Source organism: Streptomyces iakyrus, assembly GCF_000717055.1.
Taxonomy (GTDB): Bacteria; Actinomycetota; Actinomycetes; order Streptomycetales; family Streptomycetaceae; genus Streptomyces; species Streptomyces iakyrus.
On sequence record NZ_JNXI01000041.1, the window covers coordinates 15,496 to 30,845 of the forward strand.

The following is a 15,350-nucleotide window of genomic DNA, read 5'->3' on the forward strand; positions in this document are numbered from 1 at the left end:
CGGTGAGCCGCTTCGACCCGCGCGGCAAGGTGAACCGGGCGCTGCTGGCCGGTGTGTCCGAGTACGACCACACGGCATCGGACCACCCCCAGGGCGTGAGCGGTCAGCTCCCGGCCGTGCGGCACAACCGGACGAGACTGGAGGACGCGCTGCGCCGGGGCGGGGTGTTCGGCGCGGGCGAGGTGCGGGCCCTGGCCTCACCGGCCCCGGACGACTTCACGCGCGAGCTGCGCCGCGTCTGCCACGAGGCCAGAGGGCTGCTGCTGTTCTACTTCGCCGGGCACGCCGTCACCTCCACCTCCGGCAGCGAACTGCACTTGCAGATGCGCACCGCGCGGGTGCTCACGGGCAACGGGCTGCCCGGCTCGGTGACCTTCAGCGAGGTGCTCGGCGAGCTCGCCGAGAGCAACGCCGAGCAGGTGGTGGTGATCCTCGACTGCTGCTACGCCGGCAACGCGGCGGGGATCTGGCACCGCTTCGACGACCCGAAGCGCAAGAAGCACAAGATCCTGCTGCTGATGAGCGTGCAGCCCAACCGCTGCATCCTGGGCGGGGACGCCGACGCGGCGACACCGTTCACCCGCGAAGTCGCGCACGTCCTCGACGAGGGCGGCGAGGTGTGGCTCTCCGAGCTGTACACCAGGGTGAAGGAGCGGATGGCGGCGGCGAACTACCGGGCGGAGGACGACGACCCGCAGCGGCCGCAGGCGCTCGCTCCCCCCTGGAAACGGGAGGCGGACGTCCTGCTCGCGGCGGGGCCGGGGATCGCGGTGGAGCCGCCCGAGCCCGCGCCCGGCGGCCGGTTCCCGTGGCTCAGGCCTCTGCTCGACCGCGTCCGGAAGACCTTCGCCCGCTCCGGCCGTACCGCGCTGGCGGCTCTGCTCGCCGTGCTGGCCACCGGCGCCGGCGGCTACGGCATCCTGGCCCTGACCGGCGACTCCGGACCCTGCGCACCGGCCCTGGAAGTGCGCGTCCTCACCGACCCGGACCTGGAGCCGGCGGTGCGGGCGTCCGCGGACGCCTACGTCACGTCGGACGCCAACACCACCGGCGAGGGCTGCCGGCGCAGCGGCGTCACCGTCTACAGCGCGGGTGCCGCCCACGTGGTGACCGCCCTGGGTGAGCGTTCCGACCCGTGGCAGCAGCCGCGTGAGGACGTCAACCCGCAGCGGGACATCGGACCGCAGCCGGACGTGTGGATCCCCGCCACTCGCGCGGACGTCGGCCGGGTCACCGAAGCGCAGTTGGAACGCGTCTTCGCCCGGCTGGAGCCGGACGCCGAGCCGCTCGCGTACTCGCCGGTCGTACTGGCCGTCCCGAAGGACCTCGAGGCCGGCCTGCCGCCCACCCGGCGGTCGCTGACGGAGCTGGTCGACGCCCTCAAGGAGGCAGAACCCAAGGCCGAAGTGCGCAGGCCCGACCCCGAGTTCAGCGACTCGGCGCTGCTGGCGACGGTGGGGCTGTACGGCGACGGGTCCGATGTGCGAGGCGCCGAGCAGCGGATCGCCCGGGCCGGGCGGCCCGAGTCCTCGGCCGTCAGGCTGCTGTGCACGCTGCCCGAGGACGACGCCGCGGACGACCGCAGCGCGGCCCTGGTCCCGGAGTTCCTGCTCAGGAGTGGTGTCGGCTGCCACTCGGTCATCCGCGCCGAGCGCACCGCTGTCTATCCCGACGACGTACCCGGTCTGGAACCGACGTTCGTGCGGGTGCGCTGGGAGGGCGGTGACCAGGACGCGCAGGCGCGGGACGACGAGGTGGACCGGTTCCGCGACTGGCTGACGGGCGAGGGCGGCCGGAAGGTGCTCGGCGAGCACGGGTTCAGGTCCGCCACGGGCGAGCGTGGCCTGCTGGGCGGGAAGGCGGCCGAGTACGGGATGACCCCTTCCGTTCCGCCGGCGGACTCCGCCGACGCCACACAGCTGGACAGGACACTGGAGCGGTACGGCAACGCGCACGGACCCGGTCGGGTGCTGTACCTCCTCGACAGCTCCGGCTCGATGGCCGGCCTGTGGGACGGCACCAGCGGCGGCCCCGGCATCCTCCGGCAGACGCTGAAGGGACTCGGCCCGGGGGACGAGTTCGGGGTGTGGGCGGTGCACGGCCTCAAGGGCCGCACGCACACCGAACTGCTGGACTTCGGCACGCACTCCCGAGCGCAGGCGGAGAAGGCCCTCAAGCCCGGCAACGGAGGCGCCGAAGTGCGGGACGCGGAAGCCGATCCGGGCGCCGCCCTGCTGGAAGCGCTGGCCTTCTTGCGGGAGCGCGGTGCCTCCGACGAGCGACCGCAGCTGATCGTGTACCTCACCGACGGCGAGGACGACGAGCGCCTGACCGGCGCCCGCCTCAGCGAGGTGGAGAAGCGGGCACGCGCATCGGGGGTGCCCGTGGTCATGGTGACGCTCAACAGCGGGGGCTGCGACCGGGACCGTCCCGGCACGCGCGTCGCGGAGGCCGCCCAGGGCCGCTGCCTGGACGCCGGGGACGACCTCGTGCCCGCGCTGCGCGACGAGGTCGCCCGCACCGGAACGGGGGAGGAATGATGGCCCGACGCCTGCCGGCCGCCGCACTGGCGGTGCTGTCCCTGCTGGCCCTGACCGCCTGCACCGGCGGTGACGTGCGGGACGAGCCGACGGCGACGGCCGACGACAGCCGCCGGATCGTGGTGGCCAGCGGCCAGGACGTCACCGGCAAGAACGGCATACGGCAGCAGCTCATCGACGCCTGGAACGCCGAGGAGGGGCCGCAGGGCTACGAGGCCCGCCTGGTGGAACTGCCCGGCTCCGCCGACCAGCAGCGCAGCCAGCTGCTCGGCGCCCTCCAGTCGGGCAGCGCCGACTACGACGTGGTGAACCTGGACGTCACCTGGGTCCCCGAGTTCGCCGCCGCGGGCCTGATCCGCCCGCTGAGCGACGCGGCCGTCAGGGCGCCCGACGACATCATCCCCTCCGTCGACAGCACCTCGTACTGGGACGGCAAGCGGTACGCGGTCCCCTTCAACAGCGACGCCGGCCTGCTGTACTACCGCAAGGAACATCTGCGAAAGGCCGGTGTCTCCCGGACCGACCTCGGCGACGACGAGATGACCTGGGACCAGCTGCGGCGCATGTTCGACGCGGTGAACGGCGGCACCCAGGCGGACTGGACCACCCAGCTCGCCGCCTACGAGGGCCGGACGGTCAACGCGATCGAGGCGTTCGCCTCGGCCGTACCCGGCTTCGAACTGACCGACGCGGACGGGCGGTACGCAGCCGACGAGGACCAGCTGACGGCCGGCGTGACCGAACTCCGCGAGCGCACGGTGTCGCCGTACACCCTCAAGGAGGCCTCCACGTCCCGCGAGGCCGAATCGCTCAGCGCCTTCGCGGAGGGCCGGACGACATTCCTGCGGCACTGGCCGTACGTCTACCCGACCTTGTACGAGGCCTTCAAGGGGGACCTCGGGGTGGCCCGGCTGCCCGGCAAGGCCGTGCTCGGCGGCCAGAACCTGGCCGTCACCTCGTCCACGTCCGAGCGGCGGGCCGCGAAGGCCGCCGAGCTGATCGCGTTCCTCACCGACCCCGACAGCGAACGCTGCCTGCTGCGCGCAGGGTTCGCCGCGACCCGCGTCTCCGCCTACCAGGTGGCGGGCACCGCCCCGGAATGCCGGCACGCTCGCGCGTACGCCGAGGGCCCCTCGGCGTCCCCGACGGGGGAGAGCGCCGCGCATACGGCGCCCGACCAGCTCGCAGGAGGACTCAGCTACTCCCGCGCCATCCTGCTGCCGGCCCTGCGCAAGGCGGTCCACCGCCCGCGCACGCCCCTGTACGGCGCGGTCACCCAAACCCTCATCACCGAACTGGACGCCCTGTACGGCCCAAGGGCAGAGGCGGACCCGCCGACGGACGCGGAGTTGGCGAAGCGCTTGCACGAGGCATTGCGCAAGGTCTTGTCCAACCAGTGAAGTTCAGCTGACGTAGCGCTGCACCAGGTGCGGCTCCGCATTGACCGTCTGGGGGGCCTGCTGGGCTTCCACGGCTCTGGCCGGTCCCGCGTTCGCCGCCAGCAGCAGCGTCGTGACGGCGACCACGGCGGCGGTGAAGCCTCTGGCGTACCGCTCGGCGGTGCGTGTGCGCATCGGCACGGCGACCTCGCAACTGGGGCGGCGACTACGGCGGCAGTGTGTTAAACGAATTCAACAACCTGGCTTAACACTCCGTTTAACCTAGGGGCAGTTCAGGTCGAACGGCAAGAGGGGCAAGGGGAGTTGGCGTGGGGGAGCGTGACGATCCGGGGACCATCGGGCGCCGGGTGCAACGGTTGCGTGTGGAACGCGGGCTGACCCAGCGCCAGTTGGCGGAACCCGTGTACACACCGGCCTACATCTCCACCCTGGAGTCGGGCCGGGTACGCCCCTCCGACGACGCCCTGCGGCACCTCGCGGACCGGCTCGGCGTCGCCTTCGACGAGCTGGCCAGCGGCCACTCCGCGCGGCTCGTGACCGAGCTGCGGCTGCGGCTGACCGAGGCCCAGCGGACCCTCGCCGTCGGGGAGACGGAGGCGGCGGCCGGGCAGTACGCCGGGCTGCTCGCCGAGGCGGAGACGCACGCTCTGGCCGCGGAGCGGTCCGCCGCCCTGCTCGGCCTCGGTGAGTGCGCCCTGGAGACGGGCGAGCTCGTGGCGGGCCGGCAGTACTTCGAGCAGGCCGAGGAGTGCCTGGCCGGCGCGCCGCTGCCCGCCCGTGTCCCGGCCCTGCGCGGCCGGGCCGTCGCGCACTACCTCGCCGGTGAACTCCGCTACGCCGTCTACCTGCTGGAGACGGCCCTCGACGAACTGAACCGCGGCGGCCTGCACGACCCGGACGCCCTGCTGCTGCTCTACGCCAGCGCCATCGGCCCGTACATGGACATGGGCGCGCACGCCCGGGCCGCCCAGGCCGCCGAGTTCGCCCTGGCCCTCGCCCCGCAGTCCGGCGACCCCGCCCTGGTCGCCCGCATGCACCGGTCCGTCGCCCGCACCCTGGTCGCCGAGGGCCGTCTCGCCGAGGCCGACGCCTCCCTGGCCAAGGCCGCCGAGCTGTACCGGGGCCTGCAGATCCGCACCGAACTCGCCAACTGCCACTGGATGCGCGGCTACGTCTACGCCCAGGACGGGCAGCTGGAGCGGGCGGAGGCCGAGCTGCGGGAGGCCCTCGGCATGCTGTCGGCCAAGCGCGCCGCGCTCTACAGCAGCCAGGTCGCCGTCGAGCTGGCCGACGTGCTGCACCGGCGGGGCAGGTCCGACGAGGCGGCGGCCCTGCTGCACGACGTCCTCGGGCACCTGTCGCCCGAGCGCGGCGCCGTCCACTCCGCCGCGGCGCACCGGCTGCTCGGCATCATCGCCGAGGACGCCCGCCGCACGGAGGAGGCCGAGGAGCACTACGTCCGCGCCCTGAGCCTGCTGGAGCGGGCCGGTGCCGCCGGTGACCTGGCCGACCTGTGCCGGCTGCTGGGCGACCTGCTGCGGCGGACCGGGCGGGTGGAGGCCGCCCTGGACGCCTACCGGACGGGCCTCGGGCACCGCACGGCCCCCGGCACCACCACCCTCGGGCCCGCGCCCGCACAGCCCCCTCTCTGAGAAAGCAGGGCCCTCGCACGGCCGTGCGGGTTAGCCTCCCACCCGGGATGTGAACGACCGGGGCGGGCGCGTGGAGAACCAACGGACGGAGAGCCGACGGACGGCGGCCGACGGCATACGGCTGGGCCTGCGGGCCCTGGTGTACGCCGTCCTCGGCGGTGCCGCGCTGCTCGCCATCGCGACGGTGGCGTCGGTGCTCGGGCCCGTGCTGGCGCTCGACCTCTACACTCCGCCGGTCGCGGCCTGGTGGACGGTGTTCACCGCCATCACCGTGCAGGGCGTGCCGTTCCTGCTGCTGGGCACGCTCGTGTCGGCGGCGATCGGGGCGTTCGTGCCCGAGCGGGTCTTCCAGCGGTTGCTGCCCCGCCGCACGGTGCTCGCCGTACCGGTCGCCGGGGCCGCCGGGGTCGTGCTGCCCGGCTGCGAGTGCGCGTCCGTGCCGGTGGCGGGAAGCCTGATGCGGCGGGGTGTCGTGCCGGCGGCCGCGCTCGCCTTCCTGCTGTCGGCGCCCGCGATCAACCCCGTGGTCCTGGTGGCGACCTCGATCGCCTTCCCGGGGCAGCCGGAGATGGTCCTCGGCCGGCTGCTCGCCTCGCTCGGCACGGCCGTGGTGATGGGCTGGCTGTGGGCCCGGTTCGGGCGGGAGGAGTGGCTGCGGCTGCCGAAGCGGAGCGGCGGGCGGGCCCCGGGCGGCGGCCCGCGCGCCTTCGTCTCCGGGCTGCAGCACGACTTCCTGCACGCGGGCGGCTTCCTCGTCGTCGGGGCGGCGGCCGCGGCGACCTTCGACATCGTCGTGCCGCGGTCGCTGCTGGAGGTGTTCACCGGGTCCGCCTGGCTGTCGGTGCTGCTGCTCGCCCTGCTCGCGGTCGTGCTGTGCGTGTGCAGCGAGGCCGACGCCTTCGTGGCGGCATCGCTGAGCGGCTTCTCCCCGACCGCGCGCCTGGCGTTCATGGTGGTCGGGCCGATGGTCGACCTGAAGCTGATCGCGCTGCAGACGGGCACGTTCGGCAGGGTCTTCGCGGTGCGGTTCTCGGCGGCTACCTGGGTGGTCGCCGTGACGAGCAGCGTCCTGGTGGGGTGGTGGCTGCTGTGAGGCGCTACGGACCGGCGGCGCTGCTCGCGCTCGTGGGCACGGCGATCCTGCGCGTGTCCCTCTTCAGCGACCTCTACCTGCGCTACGTGCAGGCGGGGCTGCGGCCGTACCTGGTGGTGTCCGGGGCGGCGCTGGTGCTGCTGGGCGTGGCGGTGGCGGTGGTGACGAACAGGGCGGACGAGGAGCCCGGAGACGGGGACGACGAAGGCCACGCAGGGCACGGAGACGGGGACGACGAAGGCCACGCAGGGCACGGAGACGGGGACGACGAAGGCCACGCAGGGCACGGTCACGGCCCCGGCGGGCCCCGGGTCGCCTGGTTCCTCACGTTCCCCGCCCTGGCCCTCCTGCTGTTCCCGCCGCCCGCCCTCGGCTCCTACAGCGCGGAGCGCGAGGCGGCGCAGCGTGCCGCCCGGGGCGTCGGCACCTTCGCGGCCCTGCCGTCCGGGAACCCGGTCGACCTCACCCTCGGGGAGTTCGGCTCCCGGGCGGTCTACGACAGCGGCCGCTCCCTCCAGGGCCGTACGGTCCGGCTCACCGGCTTCGTCACCCGGGGCGGCGGGGGCACCTGGTACGTCACCCGCCTCCTCGTCTCCTGCTGCGCCGCCGACGCCACGACCGCCAAGGCCGAGGTGCGCGGCGCGCAGGCCCCGCCGGTCGACACGTGGGTGACGGTCACCGGTACGTGGCACCCCGAGGGCGGGCTCGGCGCGGACGCCGCATGGCCACCGGTCGTCGACGCCCGCACCGTGCGGCAGGTGCCGCAGCCGGACAGCCCGTACGAGAAACGCTGAGGCCGTACCCCCGGGCGAGCGCCCCGCTCAGGGGTTTCGGCCCTTCCGCCACGGGTAGTCGGGGCACCTCCGGGAGGGCCTGAAGGGGCGATCCGGGCAGGTGCGGAGACCGGTCGCACGACGGCCCGGCCGTTCGACCGGCGGGGCGGCCCCGGAAACGGCGACGACACAAGCCGCGGTGTGAAGGAGGCGGTGGCCGTGCGGCCCAGGGACGATCCCGGAGGTGCCCCCGGCGGCGGCCAGGGACCCGGGCGCACCGGAGACGGTGACCCGGACCCGGACGGAGCATGGGCCGCCGACGTGATCGCCCGGGGTGTGCGGGGCGCCGAGCCCGGAGAGGTCCCGGGCCGGCTGTGCGAGGTGGCGGTGGAACTGCTGCCGGTGACCGGCGCCAGCGTGTCCCTGCGCAGCGAGGGCATGCCCGTGCAGCTGAGCGCGAGCAGCGCGCAGGCCGCGCACCTGGCGCAGATCCAGGCGACCCTGGGCGACGGTCCCTGCCAGAGCGCGCTGGCGGACGGCGCGCCGGTGCTCGCCTGCGATCTGACCTCGGGCCGGGACGCGGGACGCTGGCCGGTCTTCGCCCAGCAGGCGACGGAGGCCGGGGTGCGGGCGGTGTACGCGGTGCCCCTGGGCAGCGGCGCGGTCTGCGTCGGCACGCTCGACCTGTACCGCGACCGCCCGGGCGGGCTCACCGAGGGCCAGCTGCACATGGCCCGGATCGTGGCCGGGGTGATGACCGTGGCCCTGATGGCCCTGCCGCACGGGGACGAGCCCGAGAACCCGGACGGTGAGGACTGGCTGAGCGGCCTGGCCACCGACCACGACGAGGTCTACCGGGCCGTCGGCATGATCATGGCGCAGCTCGGCGTGGGCGCGGACGACGCCCTCGCGCGGCTGCGGGCGGACGCCTTCGCGCACGGGCGTACGGCCCTGGACGTGGCGCGGGACGTGATCGCCCACCGCACGCGCTTCGACCGGTCGTGACCCCCCCCGGCCCGGGGTGTCAGATCTGGGCCCTGCCCTGCTTCCTGATCTCGGCCAGGCGCTGCGCCCCGAGCTGCACGGCCTGCTGGGTGACCTCCTCGTACACCTCGTCGAGACCGGCGTTGGTAAGGGTGATCGCCTCCTCGCCGACGCGGACGGCGGCGAGGTCCATGGTGAGGTAGGTCAGCTCCCCGTCCTCCGTCTCGCCGGCCAGCGTGACCCGCAGGGCGTGCCGGGCGTCCCCCACCGGCGGCAGCGGCAGGTCGCGGACCTCCACGCCCTGGACGATGCCGCGGGTCGTCGTGGCCGTGAACTGGCCGCAGCGGCCGGGCAGCGACTTCATCCAGTCCAGCGTGCGGTCCACGTCCGCCGGGGGATGGGCGGCGACCCGGTAGCGCAGCTGGGCGTCGGTGTCGCCGTCGTCGAGCGCGGACGTCGCCTGCGGGCCCTTCGGGGCGCCGAAGGGCTCCTCGGTGTAGAGGGCGTCCAGCAGCAGCTGGCAGTCCCGGTCCTCGGTGGTCGCCTTGAGCAGCCCGTCCCGCCAGGTGCGCGCGCCCCGGGTCGGTTCCCACGGCTCGCCCAGGTCGGCCTCGGTGACCAGCGCCGCCTGGGCCTGCGCCTCGGTGAGGGCGGCGCCGGAACCGGCGGGCTGCTCGACGGCAGGGGACGCGCCGGAGGCGGACGCGGAGGCGGAGAACCACCGGGGCCGCGGCTCGTCGTCGACGGCACAGCCGGCCGTGGCCAGCAGGGCGGTCACGGACAGCGCGGAGGCGAGGAGGGCGCGGGCGGCCGGAGGGTGGGTCATCGGGTGCCTCCTGCGAGGGGCTCGTGGAGGCGCCTTTGGGCGGAGCGGTCTCTCCACGATCGGGTGGATGCTGCTCTTACGGCACCACCGCGACCGCCCTCCCACCAGCGATACGGGCCGTCCGGGTGAGCGGCCGGGACACCCGCGGCCACCGCCCGAAAACCTCTCGCCCCGCTCCTGGCCCCCTTGTTACGGTCACGCCTATGCAGCGCGCCCAGTCGTACCCGTCCGCCACGACGACGCCGGAGAGTGTCCCGGCGCGCTGACAGCTGATGTCCGAAGCCCCGGGGCGAGTGCCCCGGGGCTTCGCCGTGTGGTGCTCGTCCTCCTTGACCACGAGGAGTCACCATGCACGACCACCGCCGGCTCGGCCGTGAACTGGACCTGTTCGACACCGATCCGCTGATGGGCGCCGGGCTGCCGTACTGGCTGCCCGACGGCGCGATCGTGCGGCACACCCTGGAGGAGTACATCCGCGACGCGGAACGCCGGGCGGGCTACCGGCACGTGTACTCGCCGGTCCTCGGCAAACGCGAGCTGTACGAGATCTCCGGGCACTGGGACCACTACGGCGACGACATGTTCCCCCCGATGGACGTGGGCGCCGAGCAGGTCCTGCTGCGCCCCAGCCTGTGCCCGCACCACGCCCTGATCTACCGCTCCCGCTCCCGCAGCTACCGCGAACTACCGCTGCGGATAGCCGAGTTGGGCGGCATGTACCGCTCGGAGCTGACCGGCGTCCTCGGCGGCCTGGCCCGGGTGCGGGCCATCACCCTCAACGACGCGCACATCTTCTGCACCCTGGAGCAGGCCGTCCAGGAGGCCCGGGCCGCGCTGGAGCTGATCGGCCGCGCCTACGCGGACCTGGGCGTCCGCGCGTCCCGGTACCGGCTGTCGCTGCCCGGGGAGGGCGGCAAGTACGTGGCCGACCCGGAGCTGTGGCGGCGCGCCACCGCCCTGCTGCGGGAAGTCCTGGACGGCTCCGGCGTCGCGTACGAGGCGGCCGAGGGCGAGGCCGCCTTCTACGGCCCCAAGATCGATGTGCAGATCACCGACCCGGCGGGCCGGGAGGCCACCCTGTCCACCGTGCAGATCGACTTCCACCAGCCCGAACGCTTCGACCTGCACTACACCGGCCCCGACGGGGCGAAACACCGCCCGGTCATGGTGCACCGCAGCATCATCGGCAGCGTGGAGCGCGCGGTCGCGCACCTCGTCGAGGAGCACGGCGGCGCCTTCCCGCCGTGGCTGGCGCCGGTGCAACTGGTCGTTCTGCCCGTCGGGGAGGAACAGTTCGAGGCGGCGAAGGCCCTGGCCGGACGTGCCCGGGAGCTCGGTCTGCGCGCCGAGGCCGCCGGCCCCGGGCAGGGCACTCTGGCCGCCCGGATCCGCGCGGCGCGGCTGGTGCCGTACCAGGCGGTGATCGGCGGGCGGGAGGCCGCAGCGGGACTTGTGGCACCGCGCCTGCGCGACGGCCGCCGGCCGGACGCCCTGTCCGGCGCCGAGCTGCTGCGCCGGATCGGCGACCGGGTGGCGGCCCGCGGGCCCGGACTGTGGGACCCGTCGTAGGACGGGATCACCACGGGCCGGGACGGATCACCAGGGGTCGGGGCGGTTCAGAACGTCCAACGCGTGTGGCTGTAGACCCCGTGGTCCCCCGGCCGAAGCCGTACGCCGTGCCCGGGGCCACGGCGAACACCACCGCGTCGCCGCTGCGGAACTCGTCCCCGATGCCGTGGAAGGTGCCCTCCTCCCTGCAACGACCGTCCGCCGGGGCCGGAATCATCGCCGCGTCCGTTCGTGTCGCCGTACGGCGCCGGTCAGCCCGCCGTCCAGGGCCGGAGCTTGTCGGGGTTGAGGACGGCCCAGACGTGCTGGATCCGGTTGCCGGCGACGTCGGACGCCGGCCGGAAGGTGCGGCTGGACTTCGACGTCACGGCGGTACGGCGGTCCTGACGCCGGCGGCGCCCGCGGGCCGCCGGGCAGGCCGTAGGGTCGCTGCCAGGAAGCTCCCCGCACCACCACTGGAAGGAGTCCCGCCGTGACGGACGGCCGGCGCATCCCGGTGATCATCGACTGCGACACCGGTGTCGACGACGCTCTCGCCCTCCTGTTCGCCGTACGGCACCCGGCGCTCGACGTGCGGGCGATCACCTGCGTGGCCGGGAACACGGACGTGGATGGCGTCGTCCGCAACACCCTGACCGTACTGGAGCAGGCCGGCGCCCCCGACATCCCCGTCGCCCGGGGCGCCGAGCGGCCGCTGATCGAGGCGCCCCGCTCGGCCCAGCACGTGCACGGGCGCGACGGCATGGGCGACCTGGGCCTGCCGCGGCCGGCCCGCAGGCCCGCCGACGTCGACGCGGTGACGCTGCTGCGGCGCGAGATCCTCGCCTCCCCGCGTCCGGTCACCCTCGTCCCCATGGCCCCGCTCACCAACATCGCGCTGCTGCTGCGCACCCACCCCGAGGTGGTCGGCAACATCGAGCGGATCGTCTTCATGGGCGGCGCGGCGGCCGTCGGGAACGCCACGCCCGTCGCGGAGTTCAACGTGTGGCACGACCCGGAGGCCGCCGCGATCCTGCTGACGGCCGGGGTGCCGATCACGATGTACGGGCTGGACGTGTTCACGCGGGTCGTGGTCCCCGCGGCGGACGTGCGCAGGCTGTGCGGGAGCGGCGAGCCCGGGGCGCGGCTGGCCGGGCGGCTGCTCACCCACCGCCCGGCCCACCCCGACAGCCGTCCCGGCGATCCCTCCGAGACGGCCGGCGGTCTGGGCGACGCGGGCGCGGTCTGCGCCGTAGTCGACCCGGAGGGCCTGACGACCCACCGCCTTCCGGTGGACGTCTCCCTCGCGCCGGGGCCCACGCGCGGCATGACGATCGTCGACCGCCGTCCCCGCCCCGGCGAGGCGGAGATCCACGAGGGCACGCGGGAACAGCCCCTGGTCGACGTGGGGCTGGACGTGGACGTGGAGCGCTACGTGAAGCTGTACCTGGCGACCGTCGAGGTGTGAGCCGGCGGCGGGCCGCGCCGCGATCGTCACGCCGGGTGGTCCGGTCTGCGGGCGCGAGTACGCCCGGTGTGCTGTCGCCGCCGGACGACAGCACACCGGGCGTCTTCAGTCAGGTGCGGGCGTCCTACGCGCCGCGCTTGGCCGCGCGGCGGCGGGTCACGACGACCAGGGCCGCTCCGCCCGCCAGCAGGGCGGCGGCGCCGAGGGCGATCGGGCCGGTGCTGCTGTCGGCACCGGTCTCGGCGAGGTCGCCGCCACCGCCGTTCGGCTTGGGGGCGGTGGGCGTCGACTCGGAGGCGCTCGGGGTGGGCGTGTCCGTGTCGGAGGACGGCGGCGTCGAGGGCTCGGCCGGCTCGGACGGGGACGCCGGCGGCGTCGCCGGGGGCGTCGTCCCCTCGGCCGGCTCGGACGGGCTCGCGGGCGGCGTGGAGGCGGGCGGCTCCTCCTCCGCCGGCGGCGTCGTGCAGTCCTTCGTGCCGCCGTTCCAGGCCGCGATCAGCTTGTCCTTGATGACCGGGCGGTCCGGGCCCTTGGGCAGCTCGCCGTGCTCGAAGCCGTCCTTCGCGTCGAGTTCGCCGTCGAACTTCACCGCGCCCCGGTACAGGTCGATCTGCCCGAAGCAGCCCTTGTCCGGGATGGCGATGTCGAGCGAGTCGGTGGCGCCCGGCTTGACCGTCGCCGTGTCGAAGTCGACGAACACCTGCTCGCCGGAGGTCGCGAACGTCGCGCCGTGCGCGAGGTAGGACGCGAGGGAGGCCGTGCAGGTGGCCGCGCCACCGGCGGTGCGGACCTTGACGTGGACCTTGCCGTCCTCGGTCGGCTTCAAGTTCTGGTCGTCGACCTTGACCGAGTCGTAGAAGTTCGTGCCGTCGAGCGAGAACTGGCAGCGGTCGGTCCCGGTCTCCGTGCCGGCGCCCGTGCCCGGCTTGTAGCTGCCGCCGGACGACCAGCCGTCGCCGCCGGGCGTCCCGGTGGCGAAGGCGGTCGTGGCGGAGGCGGCGCAGAGGACGAGGGCCGCGGCGCCCGTCCCCAGCAGGCGTCGCGCGGTGACACGTCTCGCTATGGACATGCGTATCCCATTTCTTGGCGTGTGCCGGACCCGGGTGACGGCGGGCGGGCAGCGCGACGCACGCGGCTGCCGGGGCCGCACCGGGGAGTGAGTGGTCTGAGAAACACTGGGCTCATTGGTCACATGTGCCTCAGTGGCCCCATCGTGGCGCCGCCGCAGCACACTGTCAACCTGCGGTGATGCAAAGGAAGTTGCTCGCCCGTCACACTTTCATCACAGCGGGAATGGATCACTCCGATCAACTCGTTGGTTCCTTTTTCCGGCATTCTGGACAGATTCAAAACTGTCGCCCGTATGCCCAGTGAAGGAGACCGCGTGACCGATCGCTCGACCCTCGACCTGTCGTCCCGGGACCCCGACTGGTGGCGCCAGGCCGTCGTCTACCAGATCTATCCCCGCAGCTTCGCCGACGCCGACGGCGACGGACTCGGCGACCTGCGCGGCATCACCCGCCGCCTCGGTCACCTTGCCGCCCTGGGCGTGGACGCCCTGTGGCTGAGCCCCTTCTACCCCTCCGAGCTCGCCGACGGCGGCTACGACGTCGCCGACCCCCGGGGCGTCGACCCGCGCCTGGGCACCCTCGACGACTTCGACGACCTGGTCGCCGAGGCCCACCGCCTCGGCCTGAAGGTCATCGTCGACATCGTGCCCAACCACTCCTCGCACCGGCACGCGTGGTTCCAGGAGGCCCTCTACGCGGGCCCCGGCTCGGCGGCCCGCGACCGCTACGTCTTCCGCGACGGCCGCGGTGAACACGGCGAACTCCCGCCCACCGACTGGCAGTCCGTCTTCGGCGGCAGCGCCTGGAAGCGGGTGCCCGACGGCCAGTGGTACCTGCACCTCTTCGCCCCCGAGCAGCCCGACCTCAACTGGGAGAACCAGGAGGTCCGCGCCGACTACCGCACCACACTGCGCTTCTGGTCCGACCGCGGGGTCGACGGCTTCCGCATCGACGTCGCCCACGCCCTCGTCAAGGACCTGAGCGAACCCCTGCGCGACCTCGGCCGGCCCGAGCTGAGCCGCGAGGAGGCGCTCACTGCGCTGCCGCCCGGCACCCACCCCTTCTACGACCGTGACGACGTGCACGAGATCTACCGTGACTGGCGCAAGATCCTCGACGCCTACCGCCCGCCCCGCATGGCCGTCGCCGAGGCGTGGGTGCCCGGTGCCCGGCGTGCGCTGTACGCCCGCCCGGACGAGCTCGGCCAGGCCTTCAACTTCGAGTATCTCCAGGCCGGCTGGGACGCGGAGGAACTGCGGCAGGTCATCACCGACTCGCTCGCCACCGCCCGGGCGGCGGGTGCGTCGGCCACCTGGGTGCTGTCCAACCACGACGTCGTACGGCACGCCTCCCGGCTGACGCTGCCGCCCGGCACGGACCTCAACGCCTGGCTGCTGTCCGGCGGCCACGCCCCGGCCGTGGACGAGGCGGCCGGGCTGCGCCGGGCCCGGGCGGCCACGCTGCTGATGCTGGCGCTGCCCGGCTCGGCGTACGTGTACCAGGGGGAGGAACTCGGCCTGCCCGAGGTCGCCGACCTGCCCACCGAGGTGCTCCAGGACCCGATCTGGGAGCAGACCGGTCACGTCCGCAAGGGCCGCGACGGCTGCCGGGTGCCGTTGCCATGGACGACGTCCGGGCCGTCGTACGGCTTCGGGCCCGGCGGGGCGTGGCTCCCGCAGCCGCCCGGCTTCGCCGCGTACGCCGTCGAGGCGCAGGACGGGGTGGAGGGCTCCACTCTGGAGCTGTACCGAACGGCCCTGCGGCTGCGCCGCAAGCTCCTCGACGGCGAGGAGCTGACGTGGGCGGCGGACGCCCCGGACGGTGTGCTCCGGTTCGACCGCGGCGGGGGGTGGCGCTGTGTCGCCAATCTGTCGGGTGCGGCGGTGGAGCTGCCGGCCGGTGAGGTGCTGCTGAGCAGCGCGCCGCTGGAGGACGGGCGGGTCGGACCGGACACGACGGTGTGGCTGGGCCGCTGACGCTCCGCGGGGTGCGCGGG

12 protein-coding genes and 1 pseudogene are annotated in these 15,350 nt (G+C 74.2%); 9 read left to right on the top strand and 4 right to left on the bottom strand.

All coding sequences use genetic code 11. The features are described 5' to 3' along the window. The first annotated feature begins 2 nt into the window (after positions 1 to 2). Both OO68_RS39955 and OO68_RS39960 read left to right on the top strand, forming a co-directional pair. Positions 3 to 2,540, top strand: coding sequence for a VWA domain-containing protein (locus tag OO68_RS39955; protein WP_033314395.1), 2,538 nt, complete (start codon positions 3 to 5; stop codon positions 2,538 to 2,540). Further along, on the top strand, positions 2,540 to 3,940 hold the full coding sequence (locus OO68_RS39960) for an extracellular solute-binding protein (RefSeq protein WP_033314396.1): 1,401 nt from the start codon (positions 2,540 to 2,542) through the stop codon (positions 3,938 to 3,940). Before OO68_RS39955 ends, OO68_RS39960 begins: the two co-directional genes overlap by 1 nt. A 3-nt stretch (positions 3,941 to 3,943) precedes the next feature. Here OO68_RS39960 and OO68_RS47055 read toward each other — a convergent pair whose 3' ends face one another. Beyond that, on the bottom strand, positions 3,944 to 4,114 hold the full coding sequence (locus OO68_RS47055) for a hypothetical protein (protein ID WP_167345947.1): 171 nt from the start codon (positions 4,112 to 4,114) through the stop codon (positions 3,944 to 3,946). A 134-nt stretch (positions 4,115 to 4,248) separates the two neighbouring features. On the opposite strand from OO68_RS47055, the gene OO68_RS39965 reads away from it, so the two are divergent. The 4 genes from OO68_RS39965 to OO68_RS39980 all read left to right on the top strand — a co-directional run bounded on the left by OO68_RS39965 (position 4,249) and on the right by OO68_RS39980 (position 8,463). Continuing rightward, on the top strand, positions 4,249 to 5,592 hold the full coding sequence (locus OO68_RS39965) for a helix-turn-helix domain-containing protein (protein WP_033314397.1): 1,344 nt from the start codon (positions 4,249 to 4,251) through the stop codon (positions 5,590 to 5,592). A 70-nt stretch (positions 5,593 to 5,662) separates the two neighbouring features. Next, positions 5,663 to 6,685 (top strand): permease, encoded by a 1,023-nt coding sequence (locus OO68_RS39970; RefSeq protein WP_033314407.1) that lies wholly within the window; start codon positions 5,663 to 5,665, stop codon positions 6,683 to 6,685. Then, the gene (locus OO68_RS39975) at positions 6,682 to 7,479 is read left to right on the top strand and encodes a TIGR03943 family putative permease subunit (protein ID WP_033314398.1); all 798 of its coding nucleotides are present in this window, start codon (positions 6,682 to 6,684) and stop codon (positions 7,477 to 7,479) included. Before OO68_RS39970 ends, OO68_RS39975 begins: the two co-directional genes overlap by 4 nt. A gap of 192 nt (positions 7,480 to 7,671) precedes the next feature. Further along, on the top strand, positions 7,672 to 8,463 hold the full coding sequence (locus tag OO68_RS39980) for a GAF and ANTAR domain-containing protein (RefSeq protein ID WP_033314408.1): 792 nt from the start codon (positions 7,672 to 7,674) through the stop codon (positions 8,461 to 8,463). Positions 8,464 to 8,482: 19 nt separating this feature from the next. Here OO68_RS39980 and OO68_RS39985 read toward each other — a convergent pair whose 3' ends face one another. Then, positions 8,483 to 9,268 (bottom strand): hypothetical protein, encoded by a 786-nt coding sequence (locus OO68_RS39985; RefSeq protein ID WP_033314399.1) that lies wholly within the window; start codon positions 9,266 to 9,268, stop codon positions 8,483 to 8,485. Positions 9,269 to 9,616: 348 nt separating this feature from the next. Between OO68_RS39985 and thrS the strand changes: the two genes are divergently transcribed. Continuing rightward, the gene (thrS, locus tag OO68_RS39990) at positions 9,617 to 10,837 is read left to right on the top strand and encodes a threonine--tRNA ligase (protein WP_033314400.1); all 1,221 of its coding nucleotides are present in this window, start codon (positions 9,617 to 9,619) and stop codon (positions 10,835 to 10,837) included. A gap of 47 nt (positions 10,838 to 10,884) precedes the next feature. Here the strand turns inward: thrS and OO68_RS48135 are convergent. Further along, positions 10,885 to 11,018: pseudogene (locus OO68_RS48135) on the bottom strand (pyridoxamine 5'-phosphate oxidase family protein); the annotation flags it as partial. Between the two features lie 291 nt (positions 11,019 to 11,309). On the opposite strand from OO68_RS48135, the gene OO68_RS39995 reads away from it, so the two are divergent. After that, a complete protein-coding gene (locus tag OO68_RS39995) occupies positions 11,310 to 12,284 on the top strand; it encodes a nucleoside hydrolase (RefSeq protein ID WP_033314401.1) in 975 nt (324 codons plus the stop codon). A gap of 124 nt (positions 12,285 to 12,408) precedes the next feature. On the opposite strand, the gene OO68_RS40000 is transcribed toward OO68_RS39995, so the two are convergent. Beyond that, positions 12,409 to 13,353 (bottom strand): LAETG motif-containing sortase-dependent surface protein, encoded by a 945-nt coding sequence (locus tag OO68_RS40000; RefSeq protein ID WP_033314402.1) that lies wholly within the window; start codon positions 13,351 to 13,353, stop codon positions 12,409 to 12,411. A gap of 294 nt (positions 13,354 to 13,647) precedes the next feature. Here OO68_RS40000 and OO68_RS40005 point away from each other — a divergent pair, with 294 nt between their 5' ends. Then, positions 13,648 to 15,330 carry a glycoside hydrolase family 13 protein gene (locus tag OO68_RS40005; RefSeq protein WP_167345948.1) on the top strand — a complete coding sequence of 561 codons (1,683 nt, stop codon included), beginning with the start codon at positions 13,648 to 13,650 and terminating at the stop codon, positions 15,328 to 15,330. Positions 15,331 to 15,350: the final 20 nt, after the last annotated feature.